Here is a 24,858-nt window from a genome sequence, read left to right on the forward strand (position 1 = left end):
TTCGGCGACTGGCTGGCGGTAAGGCCGCGCAAGCCCTGGACGGTGGGAGGCACCACCCATCCCGCCGACGCGCTGATCGTCATCTCGCTTTCCACTTTCCTCGCCGGCGGACGCCGTTTTGAGACCCTGTTTCAACCAGGGGAAAGGCGCTCCATGCAGTCATTCTTCTGGAATGACGGGAAGCTCATTATCTCTTACCTCGTCAATCTCGCACCGCGTTTCGAGATGTTCACTCCCGGCCACCAGGAATGGACGCGCCGAGTCCTGAACACCCTGCCCGCCGAAGGTACTGTCGACGTCTGGTCATTCGATGCGGCAGTTCACGAGACCAATGGAGAGGTCCTGATCTGTGCTCAGGATCCGATCACGCCGCCGCAGCTCTTGCTGTTCGATCTGAATGCCGCGCCGTCTCTCAGCGCTTCAGCAATCCTGAAGCGCAGCCCGGAGAATTTCGATGCATCCGGACTGGTGGTCACGCGCCACGAGGCAGTCTCTATCGATCATGAGCTGATCCCCTATACGCAGGTTGGTCCGGCGAACGGGAACGGAGATGCTCCGATTCACCTTTCCGCTTATGGCGGGTTCGGCGTATCATTCCTGCCCTACTACAACTCCCCGCTGGGCAAGCTGTGGCTCGAGCGCGGTGGCACGTGTGTCGAGGCGAACATCCGCGGCGGCGGCGAGTTCGGCACCCGCTGGCACGAAGCCGGGCGCAGGGAGGGCAAGCGTCTCGCCCACGACGATTTCGCCGCCGTTGCCTCCGACCTCGTGCGAAGGGGCATCACCCTGCCGAGGCGGATTGCCGCCGAGGGTGGCTCAAATGGCGGCCTGCTGATCGCAAACATGCTGACCCGCTATCCTGAGCATTTCGGGGCTCTGTTCTGCACAGCACCGCTTATCGACATGCGTCGCTACACCAAGCTCTTGGCGGGCGCGAGCTGGATCGACGAATATGGCGATCCGGACAAGGTTCACGATTGGGCTTTCCTGAAGGAAATCTCCGCCTATCACGCCGCAGCGCCGGGACAGCCCTATCCGCCTATCCTGATCGCCACCACGAAACGCGACGACCGCGTCCATCCGGGCCATGCGCGCAAGATGGCCGCAAAACTGCAGGCTCTTGGCTATCCCGCTTACTTCTACGAGGCCAGCGCAGGCGGGCACGGCTGCGGCGAGGACAATCGGGAGCAAGCCGCATTCATCAGTCTAGGCACCAATTTTCTCCGCAGCGCAATCGGCTTCAACGATCACCCTCCGGAGACGGCGGAACGCGTTGCAACGCAAGAGGGGCATTTGAGGTCCATCAACAATTCATTCGAGCAGGAGACGAAATAGTGCAGTGCATCCTTTCTGAACATCAAGGAGTGAATCTCATGGCGAGAACGCGAATGGGCGTAGCGCGGGCAACAGCAGCGGCGGTGGCCCTGATCATGGTGGGACAGCAGGCCGTCGCCGCGGAGCCTGCGCAAGCAGAGACCGTCCTGGCGGAGACGGGAGCCTCGGTCACCGAAGCGCCAATCCCTTGGCAGGTCCGCCTGCGGGCGTTGGGCGTCGTTACGAAAGATCTGGGCTACGTTGATACGCTTCCCGGCTCCGGTCTTTCGTATTCGGACACGGTGACGCCGGAACTCGATATCTCGTATTTCTTCACCGACAACATCGCCGCCGAACTCATACTCGGTACCACTTATGCCAACATCGCGGGCCAAGGGACGATCGGAGGGTTGGGCAACATCGGCAAAGTTTGGCTGCTGCCGCCGACACTCACGTTGCAGTACCATTTTACCGATCTCGGCGCGTTCAAGCCTTATGTCGGCGCCGGCGTGAACTACACGATCTTCTACAACCAGGACACTGGCAGCGCTGATGCTCTCAAGGTGAAGAACACGTTCGGCACGGCGCTGCAGGTCGGATTCGACTACATGGTGGACCAGCACTGGGGCCTCAACTTCGACGTGAAGAAGCTTTTCCTGAAGCCGGACTTCGACGTCACGGTGACCGGCGCGAAGCTGACGGGGAAGGCGGAGCTCGATCCCTGGCTGATAGGCGCAGGTGTCACCTACCGCTTTTGAATATCAGAGTGAAGTCTGCTTCCCGACTGCCGGTTTAAATGAAGGGCGCCTCGCGCGCCCTTTTTTACGGTCGACACTGCAGCGCAAGACCTCATGAAGCTATTGTCGGGCGGGGTTCTCTTCCGGCGGACCAAGAAGATGCACTGGCCAACCGGCCTTGCGCCTGAGGTGGAGTGCTTAGAAGCGCTTTGGATCGGGACGGGCTTTGGTATTGTGGGTGGAATGCTTCAGCCAGACCATTTGCCAGCATCGTCTCCCGGACGTCATGTGTGAGCTTCTTTGTCAGCGCAAGGCGAACACGGATCTCCTAGCAGGCCGTTGAAGAAGTGTCCCGTTTGGCCTTGAGGATTGCCTCGTCGCCGTTGTGATAGAAGGTGATGTCGATGGAGCCGTCGTCGAGCAGTTCAGCATGGCCGTCGCCTGTGACCTCGTCCATTTCGTCGAATCCGACCCATGTGAAGAAGACCGTCGACGGGCCGTAGCCGAGTTCGAGGGTTAGATGAGCCAAACGCCAGTGGGGCGTCCTGGGGACGACGCGCGCGAGATTCTGGTCGTGGTGGCCAGCCCAATACGATGTGAGAAGTTGCTGCCGGTGCGGGTACCGGAGGTCGCCGATAGTGACAGCCGATGTTCGACAGCGGCAAGGACATGCTCAGCCGTCAACGCGCCGAGGGCTTGGCCGGGAATGGTGGTGATGGAACCAATCCAGAAAGCGGCGGCTGCCCAGGAGAACGCCTTCGCGGGACTTTGACTCCAGTCCGCACACCCTGCTCAGATAGTCCGAAAAAGAGGTCAGAAGCGGAGCATCCGGATTATTATCTACACTGGGAACAGAAGCATGGAAGCGTTCTGGAGCCACTCGCCGCGCGTTTACCAGTGCCGACACTGCTCCAAGCTGACTATCTGCCATGACCACCTGCCGAACGTAGTCCGTTGATGCCACCGGTACCCTTCGCGGTCTGCTCCAGCGGGAAGATCGGGTCTGATCGACCCTGCTGACCTGTGCGGCGGCCTCTCTCGCTAGGGCGTCCCCCTTCCTGTCGTCCTCCTCCGCCGCTTTCGGCTGCTTTCGGCCCGCCGCCCTCGCCAAGGCGTCGTAGTCGGTAAGCGCGTCCTCCGTCTCCTTTAGGGGCTTCATCGCGTGACTAGAGTTTAGCGCGTGTTTGTAGGCGGCGGACCGAATGGTCGTCGAAATGCCACTCAGCGCCACCGCAAGATGCCCTAGGGCTTCCGCCTCATGATCTGACAGCGGCACGTCACGATTAGAGCCGATTGCCCTGCCTTCTTCCAGTTTCACAATGTTTGTAGTCATTTCCTGCTCCATCGCGTTGACTGAGATACGATGGAGACGGAAGTGGAGAACAAATTTTTACAAGCAACTAAGATGATATTCTCGTCAACGGGACAATAGTGGACGTTGAGGGCGGCGAACAGGGTGGTGGTGCCGTTGCGCTTGTAGTCGTGCCTCATCGTACCGAGCCGCCCCTTCTTCATCGGCAGGCCGGGTGGGTGCGGTCGAGCGCCGGATCTGGCTCTTTTCATCGACCGACAGAACGATGGCATGGGCCGGCGCATCGAGATAGAGGCCGACGACGGCGCGCAACTTGTCGACGAACTTCGGATCATTGGAGAGCTTGAACCTGGCGCCAGCGGTGGGGTGCGAGACCATGCGCCTTCCAGATGCGCCTGACGGCGCTGGCGCTGATTGCGGCGGCTTGCGCCATCATGTCGGCGGTCCAGTGGGTCCTCTCGCCCGGCGGATCGGCAAGCGTCAGTGCCACGACGCGCTCGCCGACATCGGGACCGAGCGGCGGAATGCGCCACTGTCGCGTCTTGTCGCGCAGCAGCCCGTCACAGCCTTCCGCGGCAAAGCGCTCCTGCCAGCGCCAGACGTCGGTCTTCGACTTGCCGATGCGGCGCATGACCTCGCCGGTGCCGACGCCGTCGGCGGGCAAAAGCACTATCTCGGCGCGCCAGACATGCTTTTGCGGGGCGTTGCGATCCCTGATCAGCGCCGTCAGACGGACGCGATCGGCCGACGAAACGGTGAACGATCTTCCTGTGCGCATGCGCCAGACTCGCACGCGCAGGCCAGAAAGGGAATCTCTGATTGGACTCCTATGTCAGGCGGGAACCACTAGACGCCGAGACCGCCGATGCAGACATGTTTGGTGTCGAGATAATCCACGATGCCCTGGAGGCCGCCTTCCTTGCCGAGGCCCGATTCCTTGACGCCGCGGAACGGCACCTCCGGCGTGGTGATCAGGCCTTCATTGACGCCGGTACTTCAGTCCTTCCATCACGCGGAAGGCGCGACCGAGATCGCCGGTGTAGAAGTAGGCCGCGAGGCCGAACTCGGTGTCGTTGGCGAGCGGCGTGCCCGACCTGAGACATGGGTGACGTTTTGTACCGGACACGGATGAAGTGCACCCCTCGGGTGAGCGTTTGCTCGATAATATCCACTGAAGTGAAGCAGTCGGTCTTAATGCTGGAACTCATGCCACCCGACCGACCCGGGAATTCGCAGCAGCGGCGCCGTCGAGTGCAGAACGAATGCCGTCAACCAAGGGGTCGATCTCGCTTTCGGTGATTATATAGGGCGGACAGATTCCAAGCACTTCTCCCATATTGCGGATCATGACGCCGTGCTCGCGGCACCGCCGCTCGACATCGCCGATCCTCAGCTCGGGCGCGAAGACGCGACGGGCGCACGATCCTCGACGATCTGAACCCCCGCGATGAAGCCGCGGCCGCGGGCTTCACCGACAAGCGGATGGTCGCCGAGCGCGTCCGCGAGGGCTCCATGCAAGTGATCGCCGAGACGACGCGCCTGGGTCACGAAATCGATCTCGCTGTAGATCCTGATCGCCTCGGCGGCGACGGCCGCTATCACCGGATGACCGGAGTAGGTGAAACCGTGACCGAACACGCCGACCTTGTGGGCCTCGTCAGCGGCGCATTGATAAATCTTGTCGAGATAATGACGCCGCCAATGGGCAGGTGACCGGATGAAAGCCCCCCGGCGATCGAGAGCATGTCCGGTTCCATCCCAAATGTCTGGCTACCAAACCAGTTCCCGGTGCCTCCGAAGCCGCAGACCACCTCGTCGGACAGCATGAGGATAATTTCTCACTTTCTTGCGAAGATCGGGGGTGTCCACGGTCATTCGTATTACGCGAGATCCGCGAGGCCAAAAACCATCATACCAGAGAGGCGAAACTGCTATCTAGGTGTTTAGATGCAAGAAATTAATCCTGCATTGTTCCCGCACCAGGAACACCCGAGAGGATACCAAGCAGTATTGAACCTTGTTGAAAATGCTCTCGGCGCGCTGGGCGTTATAATTTCTCGAAGGCGATCACAAGGACGTCGCGATAAGCGTACGGCATTTTCAGGTTTTCGGCCACAATCGACGATACATCGTGAAAGGTTTCGCGGTCGTTGCAGATCACAAAATCATTCGGGGAGTTCATTTCGACCTCGCCGAGGAACTCCTTTGAGGCGTCGGTGATCATGCTCATGCCGCCGGTGACGTTGACCCGCCCAATCATATAGCAAGCAATGAAGTCCACCCCGTCCTGGTGAAGGCCCTCGGGTGCCGGTTTGCCATTTACACCATCGCGCGCGACAATCCGGTAGGGATGGATCTTGATATTCCAACGATCATGTCGGGCGGCTTCACATAGAATTCTGCAGAAACCTGTCAGAATCTTTTCTAAGACGGGATGGTCTATAAAGGAGTTTTCAAGGGGCTCGAAGTGGCGCTTGAAGCCGCCATTCAGATGATTGACACTTTTTGATTGTTCGTAGGGGGCGTGGGGTAGGAGCCTAAAGATTCCGTCAGTCGCGTCATATTCAAAAGCGCTATAGCGCCGGTAACGATATGTTCCGCCGTCACGCATGTATTCATCGAGAAGAAGTCGATTCCAATGGTCAGCAAAGTTCTTCCAGGCTGCATCAATTTCGATGCCAAAGCAGGCTTCGGCGCGCTCGCCTTTTGAAAACCACCATCCATTTGTCACCAGACCGTCAGTGCATTGTTGACTGAGGTTGGCCGGCGCCTGGGGTGCGTTGTTTTCCACGGGTGTCTCCCTTTTGGTGACTTGGCGAGGACGGAACGCTTTGGACAACGCTATGTGGGTTGCGGCTTGGTATTCCCAAAGGTCGCGGTCCCTAATGTATCTCGGCGTCCTGGCTCGGATCGACCGAGGTAAAAAGCGTGTGTGATCGACTATGTAGCTGACGCTCCCGCTAACGCCCTCGAGGGCGGATGCAATGGCCCGTTCGCACATCTGGTGAATAGTACTGCCCCATGCACCTGAAACCGCCTCTTGGGACCAGGCTTGCTCAAGCCCTTGCTTCAAAACGATTGATGCCACGTCAAGAGAAGCGGTTTCGAGGTGACGCAGCGCGTCGAAGATAATGGCCGCGGCAGGGGCCTCGCGGACTTCGAGAACCTTTTGGCCGGTTGTGATGTGTTCAAGCCCGACAAAGCGGCCGTGCCCGAATTTGCCGACCGTGTTATTCAGGAACGGGATTGCGTCGACCAATGCAACATCACGGTCATCAATTGACACGAGACTTCCGTCTGCAAACCCGAGTTTGATCTCTACCGGCTGCTCTGCGGGAATGTGGCGCGTCCAAGCAAATGCCTCCTCGGGGATGGAAAAGTTCTCGGGATCTTCCAAAGGCCCCGACTCGAATTCCCGACACCAGAGGTTTTCGTCCGCGCTCCACGTGCGGTCCGCCACAAAAGTCGCTCCACACTTGGACAGGTCGGAGGTCTTCTGTTGTCGGGATATCACAGAGCATTCATACGGACTGCCGAAGTTGCCGGAAAATCCTGAGCGCTTAATGCTATTGTTAAGGCGCGGAAGACTGTTTTGAGAAAGGTTTGCTGTATGAAGAACCAGCCGTGAGTTGATTGACCTAGCATGATTAACAACCAAAGATGCGATTATGGGACGGCTCAACGAACTGCTCAACGGATAGATGCCAAGGTACTTGGCGTGGGCTCGAATGGCTGATTTCACGCCTTGTTCGACAAAGGCATCCCGCCCTTCGAGGCAGACAAAGCGCGCGCCGAACATGGCTGCCGTCCGTTCCAACAAAGGCTGATCGATGCGCGTTCCGACATCCGCTGCGACAGCTTCAATGTTCGCAAAGCCAAGGCTTTGCAGCTTGTAGAGAAGATAGGTGCTGTCGAGACCGCCGCTGAACATGGTTGCAACTGGTGCGGTTCGGTCCGGAAAAGCCTCCAGATCTTCAAAACTCGAAATGCCGCCGATGGCGGGTTTGGTGGAAGCCAAGATGGGGTTCATTTGGATGTCCTGCTCTCAAACCAGATGCCAGCAAACGTCGCAGCGAGGACGAGGCCTGCGCCTATCAAGCTCGGTACTGTCAAAGGCTCATTCAGAAGAAGGTGCGCTAGAACGAAACCAAAAAAAGGTTCTGTTCCCATCAAGAAGCCAACCCGTGTCGGTGTGGATTTTCTCACTGCGGCATTTTGAATGTAGAATGCAGCGAGGGTGCAGAAGAGTGCAAGGAAGGCAACAGCGCCCCAAAACTGAAGGGTGGCCCTCACAACAAGGCCTGAAATTCCGAACTGAGCGACGGCCAAAACGAAAGTAAGTGTTGCCACCGTCGATCCTTGGATGGCCGTCAGGGCTGCAGATGAAATCTGCCGGCCGGCCAGAAGGCGTTTGGTGGAAACGACCATAACCGCTCGCAGAATCGCGGCCCCCAAGACAAGCGCGTCACCCGGGCTGAACCTGCTGATCCCGCCAGTGAGAATGCCGACACCGATGCACGCTATGGCAGCACTTGCCAAAATGCCCGTAGGTGGAAGTCGCCGTGATAGCCCATAGTCGATGCTCGGCGTGAAAATCACACAAAGCGATATGATCAAGGCCGTGTTCATTGCGCTTGTCGATGCAACGCCGTAAGTTTCAGCAATAAAGATGCAAAAAAGTATTGTTCCCAATGCGAAGCCGCGGATGAAATCGCCCCAGGAGACCAATGCGATCTCATGTCTTGCAGCCACTGCCGTAATGATCGTAGTAATCAGGAAGCGATAAAGAACAAGTATCGAAACCGGCGCGTAGAACAGTGCGCCTTTCCCGACCGGATAGCTCGCCCCCCAAACGAATGCGACTCCCAGCAAGGCTAGATCCACCGAGAAAGATGGCGTCCGTGTTTTCCTGACAGGTATTGGAGAACTTTCGAAAACGTCCACCTTCAAAGTTTCCTTTGTGTTAGCCATCCACCCCTGCTGCGAGGGTCAAACAGATCAGGTCGTTCAGCCTCTTGGGCGATCCGTGCCGCGGCGTACTTGTTTTTGGTAACGCAAGTGCCGTGCCGATTCGGAAAACCATTGCTAGACAACAACCTGGTCGCCTTGATAGTTCGGCGGTTCATGTCCATTGTTGTCAGAATGCCGACAATGACTTCAACTGCAGGGATCCTACCGGCAGGGCCTCAAGGCGAACACGCGGCTCCAAGATGCCGACACGATGGCTGGTTCAGCCATGCTTCGACAGTTGCCTGTTTTTTCAGTTCCTTTGCTGTTCGTGCGCTAACCGCAACGCTCCATACTAGTCTCGCGTGGCTGTCCCCGTGGGGTGGGCGGCAGAAAGCGATTAGGCCCGCTGAAAGAGGCGAACCGCATCCGAAGGATCGTAACCAAGAGAAGGACCTGAAGCGAGAGCGAAGGTTGCGGGAGGCCGCGGCGGGCCTAAAAGGCAATGCCGACCGCCCCAGGAAAGGCTGACAAAAACCGCAGCGGCCGACTGTCCAATAGGGTGCGCCGGGCCAGGGCGAGCCAAATGGCAGGGGCTGCCGGGGGACCCTAAGAAAAGCCTGGGTTCACGAGCACCCGGCGCGCGCCATCAGGCGGCCAGCTACTTGGAGGGCGGGTGTATCATGCCTGTTTGTCGGGCCGAACCAGATCCATGTGGCTGACGCCGAGGGCCAATGCCAGTTCATAGATCGTGATAATTGTCGGATTTCTTCGGCCTTTCTCCAAGCCGCTGATGTACTGCTGACTGAACCCGGAAATCTCCGCAAGCTGCTCCTGCGTCAGGCGCTTCCTTTGCCTGATCCTCTGCACATTCCGTCCGACCAACTTGCGCATATCCATGCACGCAAGCCAGCGGATCAGGCGGCTTGAGTTTATCAACTATAATATGTAATCCACATTTAGCAGGCACAGGGCTTCGCGGGTCCATTGGCCGGAGATAGAATTAGCGATGTTGCAGCCCAGATCGAACACGCCGTTCGCCGACGAGGTCCCCTGGTCGGACCGCATTACAGCCTACGACAAGGACCACTTTACAACCTATATGAGGCTCCTGGACGCCTCGGCCGACAACGCCACTGAAGAGGAAATGGCCAAAGTGATCCTCGGCATTGATCCGGCACGCGAACCTGAGCGCGCACGCAACGTTCTTCGCAGTCATCTCGACCGTGCAAACTGGGTGGTGACGAGCGGCTACAAGGATTTGTTCGCCAGTTGACGAAATGGGCGGTGCGGTCGCTTCGCTTCAAGCAACGAAGTCGCGCAACCGCCATGCATCGACGTATCACCACAGCGCGGATGGCCCAGCGCTTCGCTGTCTCATCATTTTGTCCTCCGCTCGCCAATGGCTGCTTCCCAGGAATGGGTGCGGCGGCGAATCATGACAGGAACGGGTCCGCCGTCTGAGCCGCACCGCATCCGAAGGGCCGGATGGACAACCTACTGAAAGCTCACAGCTGGCTAAGGGTTGCGGGACGCCGCGGCGGGCCTAGAAGGATGCGGCGCCACCTGCTGAGAAAGGCACAAAACAGAGCGAATTGCGAGAGTCTAACGACGCGCTAGGAGGCGCAGCGGAATGGTCGAGACGCCAGAGCCAAGAAAATCGGGGCTCGACCCACCGGCACACGGCACGCGCGGTGATGGGCGCGGGCGCCCACTACGTGCGCAGGCTCAACAGAATCTCACACGGATCAGCATCGAGGGCCGCAGTTACGTCGAGAAACTCAATGACATCGAGACGCCGTTCGCCACCCTCATATTTCGCCACGAAAGATTGCGGACGACCAAGCTTCTCAGCCACCTGCGCCTGCGTCAGCCCTTTGACATTGCGCAGTGAGATCAACTGGGCCAGAAACCGCTGGTGGCGGGGAGATCGAAGAGATTTGGGCATTTAGGTGAACCGGCAGGTAGAGACCGGCTCAGCGACTAATCCCCGTTTCGGATTATCCCATTTTGGGATATTCTGCCTTGGATCCAGCGATCAACATGCGAGGTTCGCGGCAGACATGAATCAATCAACGGGAACAGATAGGACTCAAAGCTCAACACTGCTCGACGAAGTCCCTTGGTCTGACCGTCTTACCGCCTACGACAGGGCGCACTTTACCATCTATATGAGGCTCCTGGACGCCTCAGCCGATGAGGCGCCCGAAGAGGAAATGGCCCAACTGATCCTCGGCATTGATCCGGCACTTGAACCGGAGCGCGCCAGGAAGGCGCTTCGTAGTCATCTCGACCGTGCGAACTGGATGGTGACGAGCGGCTACAAGGAATTGTTCGCCAGCTGACAAATTCGCAGTGCTCGGTCATAGAAGCGTTCCTGTGCCATTGGTCAGGCTGATCGGGGCCTGCACCACAGACGCGCCGGCAAAATGGACCCGGTGGCGAGCACAATTCAGTTCCCAGGAAATCGGGGTTTGGCAACTGTCCGAGCGTCTGACGTGATAGAAGGTTCCGCTCTGTCTGGATGGGTATTAGCCCGGAGCAGCACTCCATATCGTACCGGCGCTCGACGAAGGGTCCACCTCTTCGCTTTCAAGCCGCATAACCGATAGCCATCGCCCTAAGTCAAGGGTTAGAGATTACCGGCAGGCAGGTATGCAAGCGGGCCATCCTCGGAAACTATATAACCGCACGACTAGCTGTGAGCTTTCGGGAGGTTGTCCATTCGGACCGGACCGGGGAGACTGGAGTTACCAAGCTTCAGCACTCACCGGAGGGTCCGAATGAACATCCATAAGAATGCCCGTCTCACACCGCTGCGTCGAGAGGAGATGGCGCTGTCGGTGATAGAAGGCGCTTTCTCCAAAGCCCATGCGGCGCGTGTCTACGGCGTGTCGGCCAAGATCGTGGCGCGCTGGGTCGAGCGCTACAAGTCCGAAGGGCGGGCCGGCATGATCGACCGTTCCTCGCGGCCCGCCAATATGCCGCAGGCCACCGCTGCGTTGATCGCCGAGCGCATCATGGCGCTGCGGCGGCAACGTTGGACCGGCAAGCACATCGCCCATGAGGTCGGCGTCTCGCCCGCCACCGTTAGCCGGGTTCTCAAGCGTGCCGGACTGTCGCGGTTGCGGGATATCGAACCGGCCGAGCCGATCCGACGCTACGAGCGCGAGCATCCTGGCGAGATGATCCATATCGATATCAAGAAGCTCGGTCGTTTCGAGCGCATCGGTCATCGCATTACCGGCAAGCGCACCGGCAATGCCAGCTCGCGCGGCAGCAGTTGGGAGTTCGTCCATGTCTGCATCGACGACGCCTCCCGCATCGCCTTCTCGCAGATCCTGCCCGACGAGAAAAAAGAAAGCGCCATCGCCTTCCTCAAGGCGGCGGTGGCCTACTACGCCAGCCTCGGCGTCACGATAGCCCGCGTCATGACCGACAACGGCTCCTGCTACAGATCAAAGGCCTTCGCCAAGGCCTGCCGCGATCTCGGCCTCAAGCACGTCAGGACAAGACCCTATACACCCAAGACCAATGGCAAGGCCGAGCGCTTCATCCAGACAGCACTGCGCGAATGGGCTTATGCCATCGCTTATCCGACTTCAGATCACCGCGCCGCAGAGTTGCCGGTCTGGCTGCACAGATACAATTGGCACCGTCCCCACGGGAGCCTAAAGTCCAAAACACCTATCAGTCGCCTCGCTCTAACCGAGGACAACCTGTTGAGGCTCCACAACTAGCTCGTCAGCGACGACACACCCGCTCGAGCACCCATAGACTATGATCACCGGCGCGGACTGGAAGAATACGGCTGCATCGCCCGAGCCGGCGGAACAGAAGATCTCGGCATCCAGTCAACGCTCGATACAAAGCGCGCGATCGAATGGCCCGAGCACAAGGGGATCAAAAAGCTTCTCAGACAATTGAGGACCCTTCGGACCCCAAAAGGGCTATAGCCTGATTTTGGGTTCGCACGCCTAGCTTCTTCTTGGCATTGTCCAAATGAAAAGCGATCGTGCGTGGCTTGATACCCAAGATGCGGCCGGTCACCCAGGCTGAATTACCCCGCGCTGCCCACCTCAGGCACTCATATTCGCGGGATGTCAGCGAAACCCCATCCACTGTTCGATCGCTCGGCAATTTGCGGCGAACGCAACGATGAAAGCAGGCCGCCATCAGTTGAAGAGCTTGTTCGTACCGCTCAGCGACCCGAAGAAATACTGGACGAGGCTCATCGGCGGCAAAAGTAACCGCAGCGATGCGGCCGCGGAGATCGACAATTGGGATCGTCAAACCGCAGCAGATGCTGAATTGAGCCGCCTCATCGAATAGCTGCTGTTGAGCCGGCGACATTTTATCGCCTCCCAAATTCGATCCCCAGTGAAACGGGCAGCCGCCATTTCGAGCACGCAAGACCACAGGATCGAGTTTCTCATACTGATTTTCCAGATACTGTCTGGTCCAGCGGGGTGGATAGTTTGAAATTAACCTCGGTTTGCCGGAAGGCCGTGCTGGCAAGGAGAGGTAGGCAAAGAAGATTAGGTCAAGTCGTCCGGCCGCCTCAGCCATGGCATCCCGGAAATCTGCCTCATCGATACTCTGTGACAGTCTTTCAAGGAATGTCTCGAAAACAAGTGGCATGTGCCTCGTCATCGTCGCGCTCGATTCTTCCTCTTTCTGCACGCCTTCCGGCTGCGTCGTGTATGTCCCGACAAACGTGATTGAATTCGCGGGCGTCGCTGGGCTGACCGGGCTCCAGAATGCTGCCACACTTTCGATCTTCGTCGGTCATCCCAATCATGCTGGGCTCACCCGATGGGCGTCTGGCAGACGCCTCATGATCTCAACAGCTCAATCAGAGAATCTCCATGCATTAAATCATGACCGCCCCTGCACCGACCAAATCAGGAGAAATCATCCTGCGCTGACCAAAAGCCATCATTGACCCCAGCTTTTGCAGGAATTTGGGTCGGCATTAGCATAACAATTCGGATAGCCGCTCATCCCCCACCCGGGGCGCCGTGATCCGCAAAGAAGTGTTGCGATGCTTTCTTTTCTTTGATAGGCAAATCGTCTCAACAATATTAAAATGCCTTTCCTTGTGAACGGGGTGGCGTGTGAGTATCGTCCTTCTATATACCTGACGTGATAAAATTCACCGCAATGATTATGGCCCGCTGCAATGATGTAAAGGGCACGTCTAAGCTCAATCTGCATCGGAACGTGCAGATGACCTTTACCAGACCCTCGATCCCGCACGGGCCATAATGATACTGATTACGTGGGTCAAAAAGGGCGCCCTGCCGGCGGGGAGGTACACCCGCAGGGCGCGCCGCACAGAGGTCCTGGTCGTTGGGCAACAGGACAGCGGCGGCAGAACTGATTCGGTTACAAATCGTGACTGAAATAGCCCGGAGCATGCTCAAGATCAGATATCTGGAATTCAACAGTTTTGGGTCTGCTCGGCGCAGTAGCGCGCAGGGACATGCCTGCCTCCGGACTCGCTCCTTCGCGATCGCAAAATCATACGGCACCCTCGGCCTTCAGCGCGCGATAGGTGGTATCGACCGACTTTACCGTCGCGTCGACAATGATGTCGATCTCTTTTCGGGTAATGATCAGGGGGGGGGCATAACCGAGGATGTCGCCATGCGGCATGGCCCGTCCGATGACACCATTCTCAAACAGAGCAGCTGCAGTGCGCACCCCGACCTGAAGGTCGGGTTCGAATGGTATCCTTTGTTTTGGGTCCCGCATCATCTCTACGGCCGACAGGATACCCACTCCGCGAACTTCACCAACGATGGGATGTCCCGCCAGCTCGGCCTTCATCCGGTCTTGCCAATACGGTCCAACATCGCGGACATGCTCCAGAATATTTTTTTCTTTAAGCAGTCGAATATTGGCGAGCGCGGCTGCGGCACAAAGCGTGTGCCCCGAATATGTCCAGCCGTGGCCGAGTGCGCCGTGCTTCTCAGTTCCTTGTTCCAAAACCGACCAGACACGGTCGCCAATGATTGACCCGGAGATGGGGAGGTAGGCGGAACTCAAACCCTTTGCGATGGTCACGAAATCCGGACGCATGTTATACAGGTGGGAACCGAACTTCTCGCCGGTTCGCGCGAAGCCACAGACCACTTCATCCGCGATTAGAAGGATATCGTATTTGTCGAGCACCGCTTGAATGGACGTCCAGTACCCTTTGGGGGGCGGCACAATACCTCCTGTCCCAAGTACCGGCTCTCCGATAAAAGCTGCAACCGTTTCCGGTCCTTCGGCCAGGATCAAGGCTTCAAGCTCATCGGCACAGCGCCGGGAGAACGCTTCCTCGCTCTCCTCGACACGCGCCTGGCGGTAATAGTGCGGCGTGGTTGTATGGCGCACCAAATCCAGAGGCAGGTCGAAGAAATTGTGAAAGAAGGGAAGGCCAGTTAGGCTACCCGTGACCAATCCAGACCCGTGATAGCCGCGATTTCGCGAGATGATCTTTTTCTTTTCGGGCCGGCCAAGAATGTTATTATAGTACCAGACCAGCTTGATGTTGGTTTCGTTGGCATCGGAACCGGAGAGGCCGAAATAGACCCTTCGCATGTTCTGACCGAAATACTCGACCACGGCCTCTGCCAACAGGGCGACCGGCTCCGTACCTTGGCTGGCATAGACGTGCGCGAACGGCAATTCGTGTGCTTGCCTGGCAATGGCCTCGGCGATCTCCGTGCATCCATATCCCATGTTGACGCAGTAGAGTCCTCCGAAACCGTCGAGGCTCCTTCGGCCTTCGGTGTCCCAGATATAGACGCCTTCCGCACCGGCCATAATCCTATTTGGCGTTTCGCCTCGGCTGTGCTTGGCCAGATGCGTAGAAGGATGGAAGACGAAGCTTCTATCCTTCTCCCGGAGTTGCTCGGTTCCCAGATTGCTCAAGCGCATGTCCCTCTCCTCGCGATAAATTGGCGGAGGGCACTCGGCCAGCCACCTGTTTAGCAAATAGCATACCGGAAACGTCCCTTGAGTTTCTCGGGAATGCAGGTTATTCGCCGTGAAATTCGCGGGATCGGCCCGAATTGCCGTGAAAACTAAGGCGTCACCTTCGCCTTAGCCGAGGGTCGGGGGCGCGTCCTGCAAACACGAACAGCTTACGACGCGCATGCGCCCAGCATAGTGCCCGATTAGCGGGCGATATTGACGGATGAATAGCGCTCGGGACGCTGTTCCCGCCGGCCGCGCGAGGCACGATAGAGCGCCGGCGGCCATGTTCCGCCGAACTGCCGGTCATCCCTTACATTCTGACGGTCCGGATCGGTCTTGCCCTTCCCAAGGGTGGTAATGAGGTGATCAGGGGCAAAGCACATTCGCCTCGATCAGCAGGCAGCGGGTTCCGTGCCGCGGCACAGGCTCCAACCTGGTTGGCCAGCGCTGAGAGGCTGAGGTCGTGCCCTCGCGCATATTGATAGCTTTGGCGGTGCGGCGGCTGGTGCTCGGCAGACTTCTCGAAGGAGCATAGCCAGAAGGTTCGGCCCGGCAAAGACGCGCGGCGAGAGCTCCTTGCCATTGACATCTTGATTCGCAGCCGACCAGCGCCGCCAAGTTCTATCGTCAGCGTGTTGCCTTTCTTGCGATCGCAAATTCGTGGTTGCTGCGCAGGGCGAGCCGAGCTGCGGCTCGCAGGAGGGGGCGAGCCGACAGAATTGCGCGGCCTGAAAAGCTGCCTCCATCAATGCTGGCCGCTCGTGCAGTCTCGAAACGCTGGATCAAGCCTCAAACATCGAACAGCCGCTCCTTTTCCTCGCGAAACCAGCGCCCTCGCGCGACATGATCTTGTCTGACGATCCGACGCTTCGAGCGGGGCTCCTCTAATAGGTTGCACATGACCTGCAGCTTTCAGCCAAACTCAGCAAATCGGACGTCGTGCTCTTCTTATCATCGCTCGGCAAGCTCGGAACACGCTGGCGGACGTTGCTAAGGCTAGTCGCCGCCAGCGGATGGCGAGGATGTTTGGGCGGCTAAGTGCTTTTAGGTGGCGATTATAAGCCGAGATCGCGATAGGTGCTTTCGCCATAGCTCCTGGCGCCATCGCCACGCTGAGCGTTTGAAAGCCGATGAAATTCGCTCGGCCAATTGGCTAGCGCGTGCTTGATGGCCTTCATCTTGAACGGCACGTGCACAACACATTTGTCCCTGATGATAGGCGGACAGCTCACATCTTGTTGCCGCGAGCCGTTAAGGTTTGCTGCGATTATCGGCAGACCTAGATCAAGAGCCAATTCCATTTCCCAGCGCACGAAGCGAAAAAGGTTTTTCGTCTTCTCACCGATCAGGACAAGTACCTGGCTCGATCCATTCATTCTGTTGCGAAGATTGCGTTTAACATAATCTTCGTCCTGTGCTCGGCTCGTCATATTGTCCAGATCGTGAGCGTTCGCGAATTCAAAACTCACATTCTCGCTGGCGTTCCACCCTTTCATAAAGCGGTATGCCCAAGCGTCTTCATCGCCGTCAAATATTACATAGGTCGGATCGCTGTATGCCATTGTTGTCTCTTAGTTGTTTTGACGAGCAACCCACTGGGTGTGCTCCCGTGAGAAAGCCAGTTCGGCTTCGTTCACCGCGGCGGAGAATGCCTCATCCGAGTTGGCGTCCGTAATAAGGTCGGCAGTCAAGCCGATCTCGTGAGCTGTCAACGTGTAAGCCGATGCCAATTCGTTAAATTTCTTGATCTGGGTCCACCCAATAAGGGAGGCGGCGATGACAATTAGCGGCTCGGTCGGCCAGCCTGGCATCGCGGGGTCAGCGATGCGTACTACGATGAACGAGAATCCCAGAGCGTATGCAAAAATACCAAGGCCCATCCAGACTTTCGCGGACCTCTTGTTCGAGCGCGCCTTCTTCTCGTACCACTTCCGTTGGTCGCAGATTCGTCTCTGCAGATATAGGTCTTTTCTTTCTTTTAGCGGGGAGTCCCTTATCGACATCATCTGGTCGGTTGTTTGGGGGGATGCTGAATCGGTGCCGCTCAACGCGCTACCAAGGTGACGATTGCTATCAAGGATACCTTCCATGAGCTTTCGAAAATCAGCTCTGGCGTCAGCGGCGCGCGCGTCATCGAACGGCTGTGCTCGCATCGCGAAGCGCCAAGTCAATGTCTTCACCGACTCTGCCAGAGCTCGAGCCTGATACCAGACCTGCTCGGGCTTTGTGACCGACCGGAAAATGAGGACTCCCATTGAGCAAAGAAATACCGCAGCATAGACACCGAAATAGGCTTTTGATGGCGACAAGTCCAAAGAGAGCACCGACGCTAAAAAAAGAAGAACGTACTCTGCCCGGATCAGGCGCAGAAACGTCGCCTGCTGCTCGTTGGATGCCACGTCGGCGCTATTATAGAGTCCAGGATATTTCATTTTTGAAGCACACCAGTCTATTTTGTGGCGGTAAATTCTTTAAGCCAGGATTTGGCAAACGTGAGGTTAGCAGTCGAGCTTACAGAGCCTATTCTTGAGCGAGGCGCGGTCCCTCTGTTCATAAACAGGAATGCAGGTCCTGTCCCATCAATGTAAGGGTATAGGCCCAAAAATTCTTGCCCGGAGAATGTTTCCGAAGAATTTTTTGCCACGGGCAGAACCGCTACCGCGGTCCGAAACCCATCGAAAAAGCCAAGCTCCCAAGGCATCCATCTGGATCCTGGAGAATTGTTTGAATGCACATAGATTAGCGTCTTTGACTGCCTCATACGGGTCCGCAGCAACTCGGCGGTGGCCGAGGAGACTTTTGTGCGGTCCAGTTGTGAATCTTCGACCCAATCTACGTAAGCAGTGAACCCAAGCTCCTCGAAAATTCGCTTCACACCGAGAACGATCTCTGCGTCCTTGAAAGAATGTGACAGAAAAACGTCGAATGACGATCTGGCTGTAGCTGCGGCCGTCTCTTCCTTTAGAACGATCGATGCGGCTCTATGTCCTCGACTGGCATTCGCAACTCTTTTCAGCTCTGCCTCGGTCAGTAGCACTATTCAAATCCCCCCATGATCTGTTCGCAATCTATGAACTTGACGCCCATTCGATTAAGCGACCCTTGTCTTGTGAAAACTGGCACCATGCTCTCCAGCCGGTAGCGCAACCTCCACCTTCTCAAAGACCACGTCGGGTGGCAGGAGTGACCGGCCTTGTCACCCACCTACGCGATCCCGGCACAGCCATGCTCCTCGCTTAGAAGGCTGCGGAGACCAGCAATGTCAAACAGGACAGACGATCTCCTAATCTCGAACAGCAACGAACTTAGGACGTAAAAACGCGATCTCCGAATGTCCGCAGGCGTCGAGGGCCGGGTTGGTCGCCAAGGCCGAGCGGGCCAGCTTGCACTCCCGCTACCCGTCGGCTTGCCAAACCCTCGCTGTAGATTTCGCCCCCTACACGGATGCGCTGACCGCGACTAAGCTCAATCGCCACTGATCGCCAATCCAGGGCGAAAGTTCCCCCCTTGAAGTAGCGGTAGAGGCATTTTTCGGCACTTCGCATCTTAGATATGGACGCCTCCTCAACCAGGCACGATCCGGTTTGGCTTCTCGCCGTAACCGTGCTGGGCAAGTGCGTCCGATGGCTGCTTCGATCCTCTCCTGGAATAGATCGGTTCCAGATTGCTCAAGCGCATCGTCCTTGCTCGCGATCAACTGGCGGATAGCGCTCGGCCACCTTTTTCCAGCAATTAGTATACCGCAAATGTCCCTTGAGTTTCGTCGGAATGGGTGCCTTTTGCCGACGAATCTACGGGATCCGTGCCAAACGCCGTTGAAACTTAGCTTTTGGGTTACCGTTGCCTCAGGGCGGACAAAGGTATCGGTGAATTGGACTTCACTGGTTTCGTGACGACAAGGCTATAGTATTGATCAATCCCCAAGCCTGCCTGCAGCAGTCCCTCCATGAAATCCTGATAGGCGGCCATAGAACGAGATGCGACCCGCATCAGATAATCCACGCGCCCCCCAATTGCCCAGCAGTCCAGGATTTCCGGAATGTCTTGGATAGCAGTTTCGAAGTGTCGTTGGTCCTCAAGACGATGACGATCCAGCACGACCTCCACCATCACAAAGATCATGCCGCCGATGAGGGCAGGACTCAGCCGCGCATAAAATCCCTCAATAATCCCCGCGGCCTTGAGTGCTCGGAGCCGCTCCGAACAGGCGGACGCCGAAAGATGAACTCGTTTTGCAAGCTCACTTTTTGAAATCCGACCGTCTGCCTGAATTTCGGAGAGGATCCGCAGGTCCCAACTGTCGAGTTGCACGGGATCGGGTTTCGACTTCATAACCTATGCTCTCAGCGATGACATCGCGTTGTGTGCCGATCAATTCTATCATCAATTGAAACGAGCGAATGTAGCAGTGGAAGGCATCCGTTCCAGGCCCGAGATGTGCCAGAATGGGGTACGAAAATCAGCTGAGGGTGAGCGATCCGCTGAGAAAAGCTGCAGAAGTAATTTGGCTATCGCCCCAACGCCCAACGGGGCAATGGTGCAGCTGGAGAGAATAGTCGGCGGCGGCGGAGACCATGATAAATAGATAACCGATTTTCTTGAATCTCGCTGCCGTACTTGATAGACGCGCGACTGCATTCGACCCTCGATCGCATGGACGGCATACTCAATGCAGTATTCACTCGCACATTCAACTATTAGGGTGAATTGAAGGCCTTGCTTGGCCGGCTCGCCGAGGCGCAGGGCACCGCAAATGCCGCTCGTCTTATGGCTTGCCCGATAATTTGGCGCTCGGGTCTGGCCGAAATCGCCCAACCGGAAAGACTCAAACACCGATGTTGCGTGCGATGCTGTCGGCTGCCATACGCTTACGCCACTCAAGAGGCCCGGAATTGTGAATGGAGTTTCCCTCAACATCGACAGCCATGACGACGGGCATGTCCTGCACATCGAATTCATAGATGGCTTCCATGCCCAGGTCTTCAAAGGCGACAATCCGCGCCGCCTTAATCGACTTTGAAATCAGGTACGCAGCGCCACCCACTGCAGCAAGGTATGGCGTTCTGTGTCTTACAATCGACGCGATGGCCGCCGGTCCCCTCTCCGCTTTGCCCACCATCGCGAAAAGGCCGGTTTCGGCGAGCACCTTGTCCGTAAAATCGTCCAAGCGGCTGGAGGTTGTTGGACCGGCGGGTCCAACGACTTCATTCCTCACTGCCCGGACGGGACCGACGTAGTAGATCACGCGGCCCCTCAGATCGACTGGGAGCGGCTTGCCGGCATCAATCAGTTCGACCATTCGTTTGTGGGCAGCGTCACGGCCCGTCAGCATCTTTCCAGAAAGCAGGAGCGTTTCACCGCAGCGCCACGATGCCGTCTCTTCCTTCGTAAGCGTATCTAAATTGACCCGCCGGACGCCGGCTGGGTTCAATTCGTCGGCTCCGATGTCGGGCCATTCGCGCAAATCGGGCGGCTGGAGGCTGATGGGTCCAGAGCCGTCCAAAGTAAACTTCAGGTGCCGGTTGGCGGCGCATTGCGGGATGAGCGCCACAGGCTTGGACGCTGCATGAGTAGGATAGGTCGCAACCTTGACGTCAACGACTGTCGTCAGACCACCAAGGCCTTGGGCGCCGATACCAAGCGCGTTGATCCGCTCATAAAGCTCAATCCGCAGCCCCTCTTCTGCGCTTGACGCCCCCCTTGCGATCAGTTCCGCCATATCTATGGGCTCGTTCATGGCCTCCTTGGCCAGCAGCATCGCCTTTTCAGCGCTACCACCGATGCCGACAGAGATCAGTCCAGGTGGACACCACCCGCTGCCAAGGGTCGAAACGGTATTGACCACCCAGTCGGAAACGGAGGCGGTGGGATTGAGGGTGGTAAAACGTGCCTTGTTCTCCGACCCGCCGCCTTTCGCGGCGATGGTGATCTCAATCTGGTTACCTTGCACCAGGTCGACATGGACAACTGCCGGTGTGTTGTCGCGGGTGTTGACCCGTCTAGCGAGGGGATCCGCAACGATCGATGCCCGAAGGGGATTGTCCGGATCGAGATAGGCTTGACGTACGCCCTCATTCACAAGATCCGCGAAACTGGCTGTTGACTTAATGCGGGCATCCATGCCGACCTTTGCGAAGACAACCACAAGTCCGGTGTCCTGACAAATCGGGCGCCGCCCAAAGGCCGCCATGCGGGAGTTCAGCAGAATCTGACCTATGGCATTCTTCGCCGACGGGCTCTGTTCTCGCGTGTATGCGTGAGAAAGAGACCGGATATAATCTGGAGGATGATAGTACGAGATGTACTGAAGGGCGTCGGCGACGCTCCTTGTGATGTCGCTACCGGCCATGGTCCGTGTTCTGTTTCCCACCGGATTTTATCCAAATGAACCGAGGCCATTGACCATTTTCAGAATCTGGAAGCTTCGCACCCCCTGCTCGCCGCCTTCATATCCATAGCCGCTTTGTTTGACTCCTCCATAAGGGGCATCAGCGGAAACCCCTTTCAGGTAATTCACACTAACAGCGCCCGCAGAAAGACCGCCCACAAGCCTCTGTTGCGTATCGGCCGCGCCAGTAAACAAGTAGGCGGCCAGACCGTACTCCGTGGCGTTGGCTTCATCGATCGCCTCTTCGATCGTATCGAAAGGAGCCACGGTGAGAATTGGTCCGAACGGCTCTTCATGAAGCACTCTCGCTTCCTTCGGTACGCCAGTCAGGATGGTTGGCGGCCAGTAAAACCCCGGTCGGTCAAGGGGGATGCCACCGGTCTCGATTTGGGCGCCGCCCTCTACCGCATCTTTGGTCAGGCGTTGCATGGCCTCGATTCGCCGCGCGTTTGCCATGGGACCCATCTGCGTTGCAGGGTCATCCGGTGGACCGATCCTGATTTTTCGGACCGCCTCCGTCATCCGGAACAGGAATTCCTCATAGCGGGATCGGGCGACAAGAATCCTGCTGGGCGCATTACAACTCTGGCCCGCGCACTCGAATTTGTATTCCGAAATAGCCGGTATCGCCGTTGCCAGGTCGGCATCTTCGCACACAATAACCGGGGAATGTCCACCGAGCTCAAGGATGCAGCGCTGCAGATTATTCGCGGCCAGTGTGGCCAGCTGTTTCCCAACAGCGGTCGACCCCGTGAACGTCAAGACTTTGACAATTGGCGAACTGAGCAGATGCCGTGATATATGCACAGGAACACCGAACACCAGGTTGACCACGCCTTCCGGTATCCCTGCTTGACGCAAAGATTCCACGACATGGACAGCCACGCTTGGCGTCTCTTCGGCCCCTTTGAGGATCACCGGGCAGCCTGCCGCCAGCGCGGGGGCGAGCTTGCGGGCGATGAGAACGGCTGGATAGTTCCACGGCGTAAAGGCAGCGACGACACCGAGGGCCTCCGGGACGATCATCCTGTTCGGACCCAACGGAATCGGGGTCGACAACTCATCGGCATGCCGGCCATTCCATTCCAGCGTTTCGACTGCGCGCGCGTACTCTCCTGTTGCTTCGGCAATCGTCTTTCCCTGTTCGGACGACAGGTCCCTGGCTGCGGCGCCAGCTTTCTCAGCCAGATTGCTGGCGGCAGAGACGAGGATCTCGCCACGCTCTTTGGCGGGGCGTGAGGACCACGCCTTGCGGCTGCGTTCTGCCGAAGCAAGAGCTTCATCCAAGTCTGGAACCGTAGCCGAGGCCACTGAGGCAAATACCTTCTCCGTCGCCGGGTTGATCACCGGCAAAGTGGCTCGGCTACCACCGGCTCGCCATTTGCCATTAATGAAGAGCTCGTAGCTCCTGGCGTGGGACATCGCGGGCTCCACTTGTGATTCTGGCCATGCGAGCGCCGTTTCAATTTTCGAAGCCGCTGAGCTCGCTTGAGCCAGTTTCATCGCGATGGTCGCAGCGGGTCAAATATCGATTAGTGCCTAAATCCATCTGGAATCCAGATCGATCTGTTCCGACAGGAAGGAAGTCATGCCGTTGTTTACAGATCGATGGTTCTCAGGTCGCGTCAGGAGCCGATGCTACCCAGCCCCGGCTCTCAATCAATTCTCTGGCGACCTTCGGAATGAGCTTGCGGACCGCAGAAACGGCCGCAGAACGCTCATCTTTGGGATTTACAGCAAGCACCACGGAGCGGGTAATTACCGGATCGACTATCTTGACCGTCCGGACCAGCCCTTGAGAGGCTTCTTTCTGAACGGCAGACGGGGCGAGAATAGAATGCGCTTTTCCCTCTACGACCATGTTGATGATCGTTGAGAGCGAGTCCACTTCAAACTTGACGTCCATCGCGCAACCGTGTTGTGCGACGACATCAGCCACCGAACGCCTGACATTGTTGTTGCGCATGGGAACCGCCAGGGGGAATGCATGCAGGTCGGCCAGAGATATCGCATCTTCAAACGGTGGCTCGCCGGACGGAACCACCAGACAAAGGTCTTCGCGCGCTAGCACAGTCATTCGCCCCACACTGTCCGCAGTGCGGTACAGAACCGCCAGATTGAAGCGTCCAGCCGCCATCCATTCCTCTAGCGGTCCCGTCATACCCTCGACCATCTTGAGGGACACCTTGGGCAGTTCGTGTCTTACCGTCTCAAGCAGCGGACCGCTCAGGACGCGAGCAGCTCCAGACGGAATGCCAATAGTCACCTCCCCGGCGGGGGAAGCGGCTGTGTTGGTCAATTCCACCTCGGTAATTCGAATTTCTTTGAGAATCGCCCGCGCCCGCTCCAGGAGTTTGGCTCCTGACGCCGTCACGCTCACGCCGGTCCTGTCGCGTATCAGCAGCTGAGTGCCGAAGCCTTCCTCCAATTGGCGCACATGCAGACTCAGCGCACTCTGGGCGACATTCAGAAAGCCAGCGGCCTTCGTGAAACTGCCTGCTTCGACCACGCCAACAAAGTATCTTAACTGCCTGATTTCCACGGGTACTCTTCCGAGGGCGGACTGCAATGATGTAATCTATCTCGAAATGTGATGGCGCGACAGCAATAATTGCAGAGCGACATGACGCCTAACTGTCGTGTCATCTCAGTGTGGTTTGACCAAAACCGTAACCTATGTGTCCAGAATGGACCCAACCCGCCGAGGCTTCAACCGGCCAACTCGGCGCCCTGATCCATGGAGATGATTTCTCGGACCCTTCGAATAACCGGTAGATCGACCATCTTCCCGTCCAATGTGAACGCGCCTTTGCCTTGCGCCGTCGCATCTTTTTCGCCGCGAGGACACGACGGGTCCCTCGAGTTCTTGTGCGCTTGGTGAAAAGCCCCATCGATGTTTAAATGGATCGCCTGCGGCCCCACGAAGTTATCATTGTCTAAGAATCGCCGATGCTTCCTATCGAGCCGAGACTGCCGCATGGGGAACAGAACGGAAAGGTTCGGCGTCAAAAGCAGGTCGAGTTCTGGGGCACCGCCAACAGCTGCACTGAAGTCTTCAGTACCAAGCGCCATTGCAACCAGCGGCGCTAACAAGATGGGAAAGGAGGTCATTGCTATTGCCGCTGGCGGACTTCGGCCGGCCACCCCATTTCCTCTTCCGAGAGGTGAATTGTCCAACCAACCCTGCTGAC

Annotated in this window: 22 protein-coding genes and 3 pseudogenes; 6 read left to right on the top strand and 19 right to left on the bottom strand. The window is 57.4% G+C overall.

Annotated elements, in window-relative coordinates:
• Both EOA22_RS00005 and EOA22_RS00010 read left to right on the top strand, forming a co-directional pair.
• Nucleotides 1-1,335 (top strand): prolyl oligopeptidase family serine peptidase (locus EOA22_RS00005; RefSeq protein WP_164755148.1); only part of this gene is annotated, 1,335 nt, incomplete at its 5' end.
• 38 nt (nucleotides 1,336-1,373) lie between these two features.
• Nucleotides 1,374-2,072, top strand: coding sequence for an OmpW family protein (locus EOA22_RS00010; RefSeq protein ID WP_063169295.1), 699 nt, complete (start codon nucleotides 1,374-1,376; stop codon nucleotides 2,070-2,072).
• Nucleotides 2,073-2,379: 307 nt separating this feature from the next.
• Here the strand turns inward: EOA22_RS00010 and EOA22_RS00015 are convergent, their stop codons facing one another.
• Nucleotides 2,380-2,580: a hypothetical protein gene (locus EOA22_RS00015; protein WP_244514237.1), complete on the bottom strand. Its 201-nt coding sequence runs from the start codon at nucleotides 2,578-2,580 to the stop codon at nucleotides 2,380-2,382.
• 119 nt (nucleotides 2,581-2,699) lie between these two features.
• Here EOA22_RS00015 and EOA22_RS38485 point away from each other — a divergent pair, with 119 nt between their 5' ends.
• Entirely contained in the window at nucleotides 2,700-2,984 is a 285-nt protein-coding gene (locus EOA22_RS38485) for a hypothetical protein (protein WP_245478569.1), read from the top strand.
• 501 nt (nucleotides 2,985-3,485) lie between these two features.
• Here EOA22_RS38485 and EOA22_RS00025 read toward each other — a convergent pair.
• The 7 genes and pseudogenes from EOA22_RS00025 to EOA22_RS00050 form a co-directional block, all read right to left on the bottom strand.
• Nucleotides 3,486-4,141: pseudogene (locus tag EOA22_RS00025) on the bottom strand (IS630 family transposase); the annotation flags it as partial.
• 68 nt (nucleotides 4,142-4,209) lie between these two features.
• Nucleotides 4,210-4,444 (bottom strand): annotated as a pseudogene (locus tag EOA22_RS00030) (aldehyde dehydrogenase family protein); the annotation flags it as partial.
• Between the two features lie 308 nt (nucleotides 4,445-4,752).
• Nucleotides 4,753-5,001, bottom strand: a complete 249-nt coding sequence (locus tag EOA22_RS39485) for an aminotransferase class III-fold pyridoxal phosphate-dependent enzyme (RefSeq protein WP_063169297.1) — start codon at nucleotides 4,999-5,001, stop codon at nucleotides 4,753-4,755.
• Nucleotides 4,962-5,189 (bottom strand): aminotransferase class III-fold pyridoxal phosphate-dependent enzyme, encoded by a 228-nt coding sequence (locus tag EOA22_RS39490; RefSeq protein ID WP_263485461.1) that lies wholly within the window; start codon nucleotides 5,187-5,189, stop codon nucleotides 4,962-4,964. The genes EOA22_RS39485 and EOA22_RS39490 overlap by 40 nt, the downstream gene beginning before the upstream one ends.
• Before the next feature lie 221 nt (nucleotides 5,190-5,410).
• On the bottom strand, nucleotides 5,411-7,393 hold the full coding sequence (locus EOA22_RS00040; protein WP_063169298.1) for an argininosuccinate synthase-related protein: 1,983 nt from the start codon (nucleotides 7,391-7,393) through the stop codon (nucleotides 5,411-5,413).
• On the bottom strand, nucleotides 7,390-8,334 hold the full coding sequence (locus EOA22_RS00045) for a DMT family transporter (protein WP_082826572.1): 945 nt from the start codon (nucleotides 8,332-8,334) through the stop codon (nucleotides 7,390-7,392). The genes EOA22_RS00040 and EOA22_RS00045 overlap by 4 nt, the downstream gene beginning before the upstream one ends.
• Before the next feature lie 657 nt (nucleotides 8,335-8,991).
• Nucleotides 8,992-9,210, bottom strand: coding sequence for a helix-turn-helix transcriptional regulator (locus EOA22_RS00050; protein ID WP_029354714.1), 219 nt, complete (start codon nucleotides 9,208-9,210; stop codon nucleotides 8,992-8,994).
• A 109-nt stretch (nucleotides 9,211-9,319) separates the two neighbouring features.
• Between EOA22_RS00050 and EOA22_RS00055 the strand changes: the two genes are divergently transcribed.
• A complete protein-coding gene (locus tag EOA22_RS00055) occupies nucleotides 9,320-9,586 on the top strand; it encodes a DUF2285 domain-containing protein (protein WP_063169299.1) in 267 nt (88 codons plus the stop codon).
• A gap of 438 nt (nucleotides 9,587-10,024) precedes the next feature.
• Here the strand turns inward: EOA22_RS00055 and EOA22_RS00060 are convergent, their stop codons facing one another.
• Nucleotides 10,025-10,258 (bottom strand): helix-turn-helix transcriptional regulator, encoded by a 234-nt coding sequence (locus tag EOA22_RS00060; protein WP_082826573.1) that lies wholly within the window; start codon nucleotides 10,256-10,258, stop codon nucleotides 10,025-10,027.
• A 115-nt stretch (nucleotides 10,259-10,373) separates the two neighbouring features.
• Here EOA22_RS00060 and EOA22_RS00065 point away from each other — a divergent pair, with 115 nt between their 5' ends.
• On the top strand, nucleotides 10,374-10,655 hold the full coding sequence (locus EOA22_RS00065; RefSeq protein ID WP_063169301.1) for a DUF2285 domain-containing protein: 282 nt from the start codon (nucleotides 10,374-10,376) through the stop codon (nucleotides 10,653-10,655).
• 438 nt (nucleotides 10,656-11,093) lie between these two features.
• Entirely contained in the window at nucleotides 11,094-12,050 is a 957-nt protein-coding gene (locus EOA22_RS00070; protein WP_063169302.1) for an IS481 family transposase, read from the top strand.
• Nucleotides 12,051-12,225: 175 nt separating this feature from the next.
• Here EOA22_RS00070 and EOA22_RS00075 read toward each other — a convergent pair whose 3' ends face one another.
• The 10 genes and pseudogenes from EOA22_RS00075 to EOA22_RS00120 form a co-directional block, all read right to left on the bottom strand.
• Nucleotides 12,226-12,963, bottom strand: a complete 738-nt coding sequence (locus EOA22_RS00075) for a LuxR family transcriptional regulator (protein ID WP_082826574.1) — start codon at nucleotides 12,961-12,963, stop codon at nucleotides 12,226-12,228.
• Nucleotides 12,964-13,833: 870 nt separating this feature from the next.
• On the bottom strand, nucleotides 13,834-15,240 hold the full coding sequence (locus EOA22_RS00080; protein ID WP_063169303.1) for an aminotransferase: 1,407 nt from the start codon (nucleotides 15,238-15,240) through the stop codon (nucleotides 13,834-13,836).
• A 190-nt stretch (nucleotides 15,241-15,430) separates the two neighbouring features.
• A pseudogene (locus EOA22_RS38490) lies at nucleotides 15,431-15,851 on the bottom strand (transposase); the annotation flags it as partial.
• Nucleotides 15,852-16,334: 483 nt separating this feature from the next.
• Nucleotides 16,335-16,841 carry a TIR domain-containing protein gene (locus EOA22_RS00085; protein ID WP_063169304.1) on the bottom strand — a complete coding sequence of 169 codons (507 nt, stop codon included), beginning with the start codon at nucleotides 16,839-16,841 and terminating at the stop codon, nucleotides 16,335-16,337.
• Nucleotides 16,842-16,850: 9 nt separating this feature from the next.
• Nucleotides 16,851-17,711, bottom strand: a complete 861-nt coding sequence (locus EOA22_RS00090) for a DUF4231 domain-containing protein (protein ID WP_063169305.1) — start codon at nucleotides 17,709-17,711, stop codon at nucleotides 16,851-16,853.
• A gap of 1,402 nt (nucleotides 17,712-19,113) precedes the next feature.
• Nucleotides 19,114-19,611 (bottom strand): Lrp/AsnC family transcriptional regulator, encoded by a 498-nt coding sequence (locus tag EOA22_RS00100; RefSeq protein ID WP_063169306.1) that lies wholly within the window; start codon nucleotides 19,609-19,611, stop codon nucleotides 19,114-19,116.
• Between the two features lie 493 nt (nucleotides 19,612-20,104).
• Nucleotides 20,105-21,628 (bottom strand): fumarate hydratase, encoded by a 1,524-nt coding sequence (locus EOA22_RS00105; RefSeq protein WP_063169307.1) that lies wholly within the window; start codon nucleotides 21,626-21,628, stop codon nucleotides 20,105-20,107.
• Nucleotides 21,629-21,655: 27 nt separating this feature from the next.
• Nucleotides 21,656-23,089, bottom strand: coding sequence for an NAD-dependent succinate-semialdehyde dehydrogenase (locus EOA22_RS00110; RefSeq protein ID WP_063170369.1), 1,434 nt, complete (start codon nucleotides 23,087-23,089; stop codon nucleotides 21,656-21,658).
• Nucleotides 23,090-23,282: 193 nt separating this feature from the next.
• Complete coding sequence (locus EOA22_RS00115; RefSeq protein ID WP_063169308.1) at nucleotides 23,283-24,209, bottom strand: LysR family transcriptional regulator; 927 nt, start codon at nucleotides 24,207-24,209, stop codon at nucleotides 23,283-23,285.
• Nucleotides 24,210-24,376: 167 nt separating this feature from the next.
• Nucleotides 24,377-24,778, bottom strand: a complete 402-nt coding sequence (locus EOA22_RS00120) for a hypothetical protein (RefSeq protein WP_063169309.1) — start codon at nucleotides 24,776-24,778, stop codon at nucleotides 24,377-24,379.
• Nucleotides 24,779-24,858: the final 80 nt, after the last annotated feature.

The organism is Mesorhizobium sp. M7A.F.Ca.US.014.04.1.1 (genome assembly GCF_003998745.1).
Taxonomy (GTDB): Bacteria; Pseudomonadota; Alphaproteobacteria; order Rhizobiales; family Rhizobiaceae; genus Mesorhizobium; species Mesorhizobium ciceri.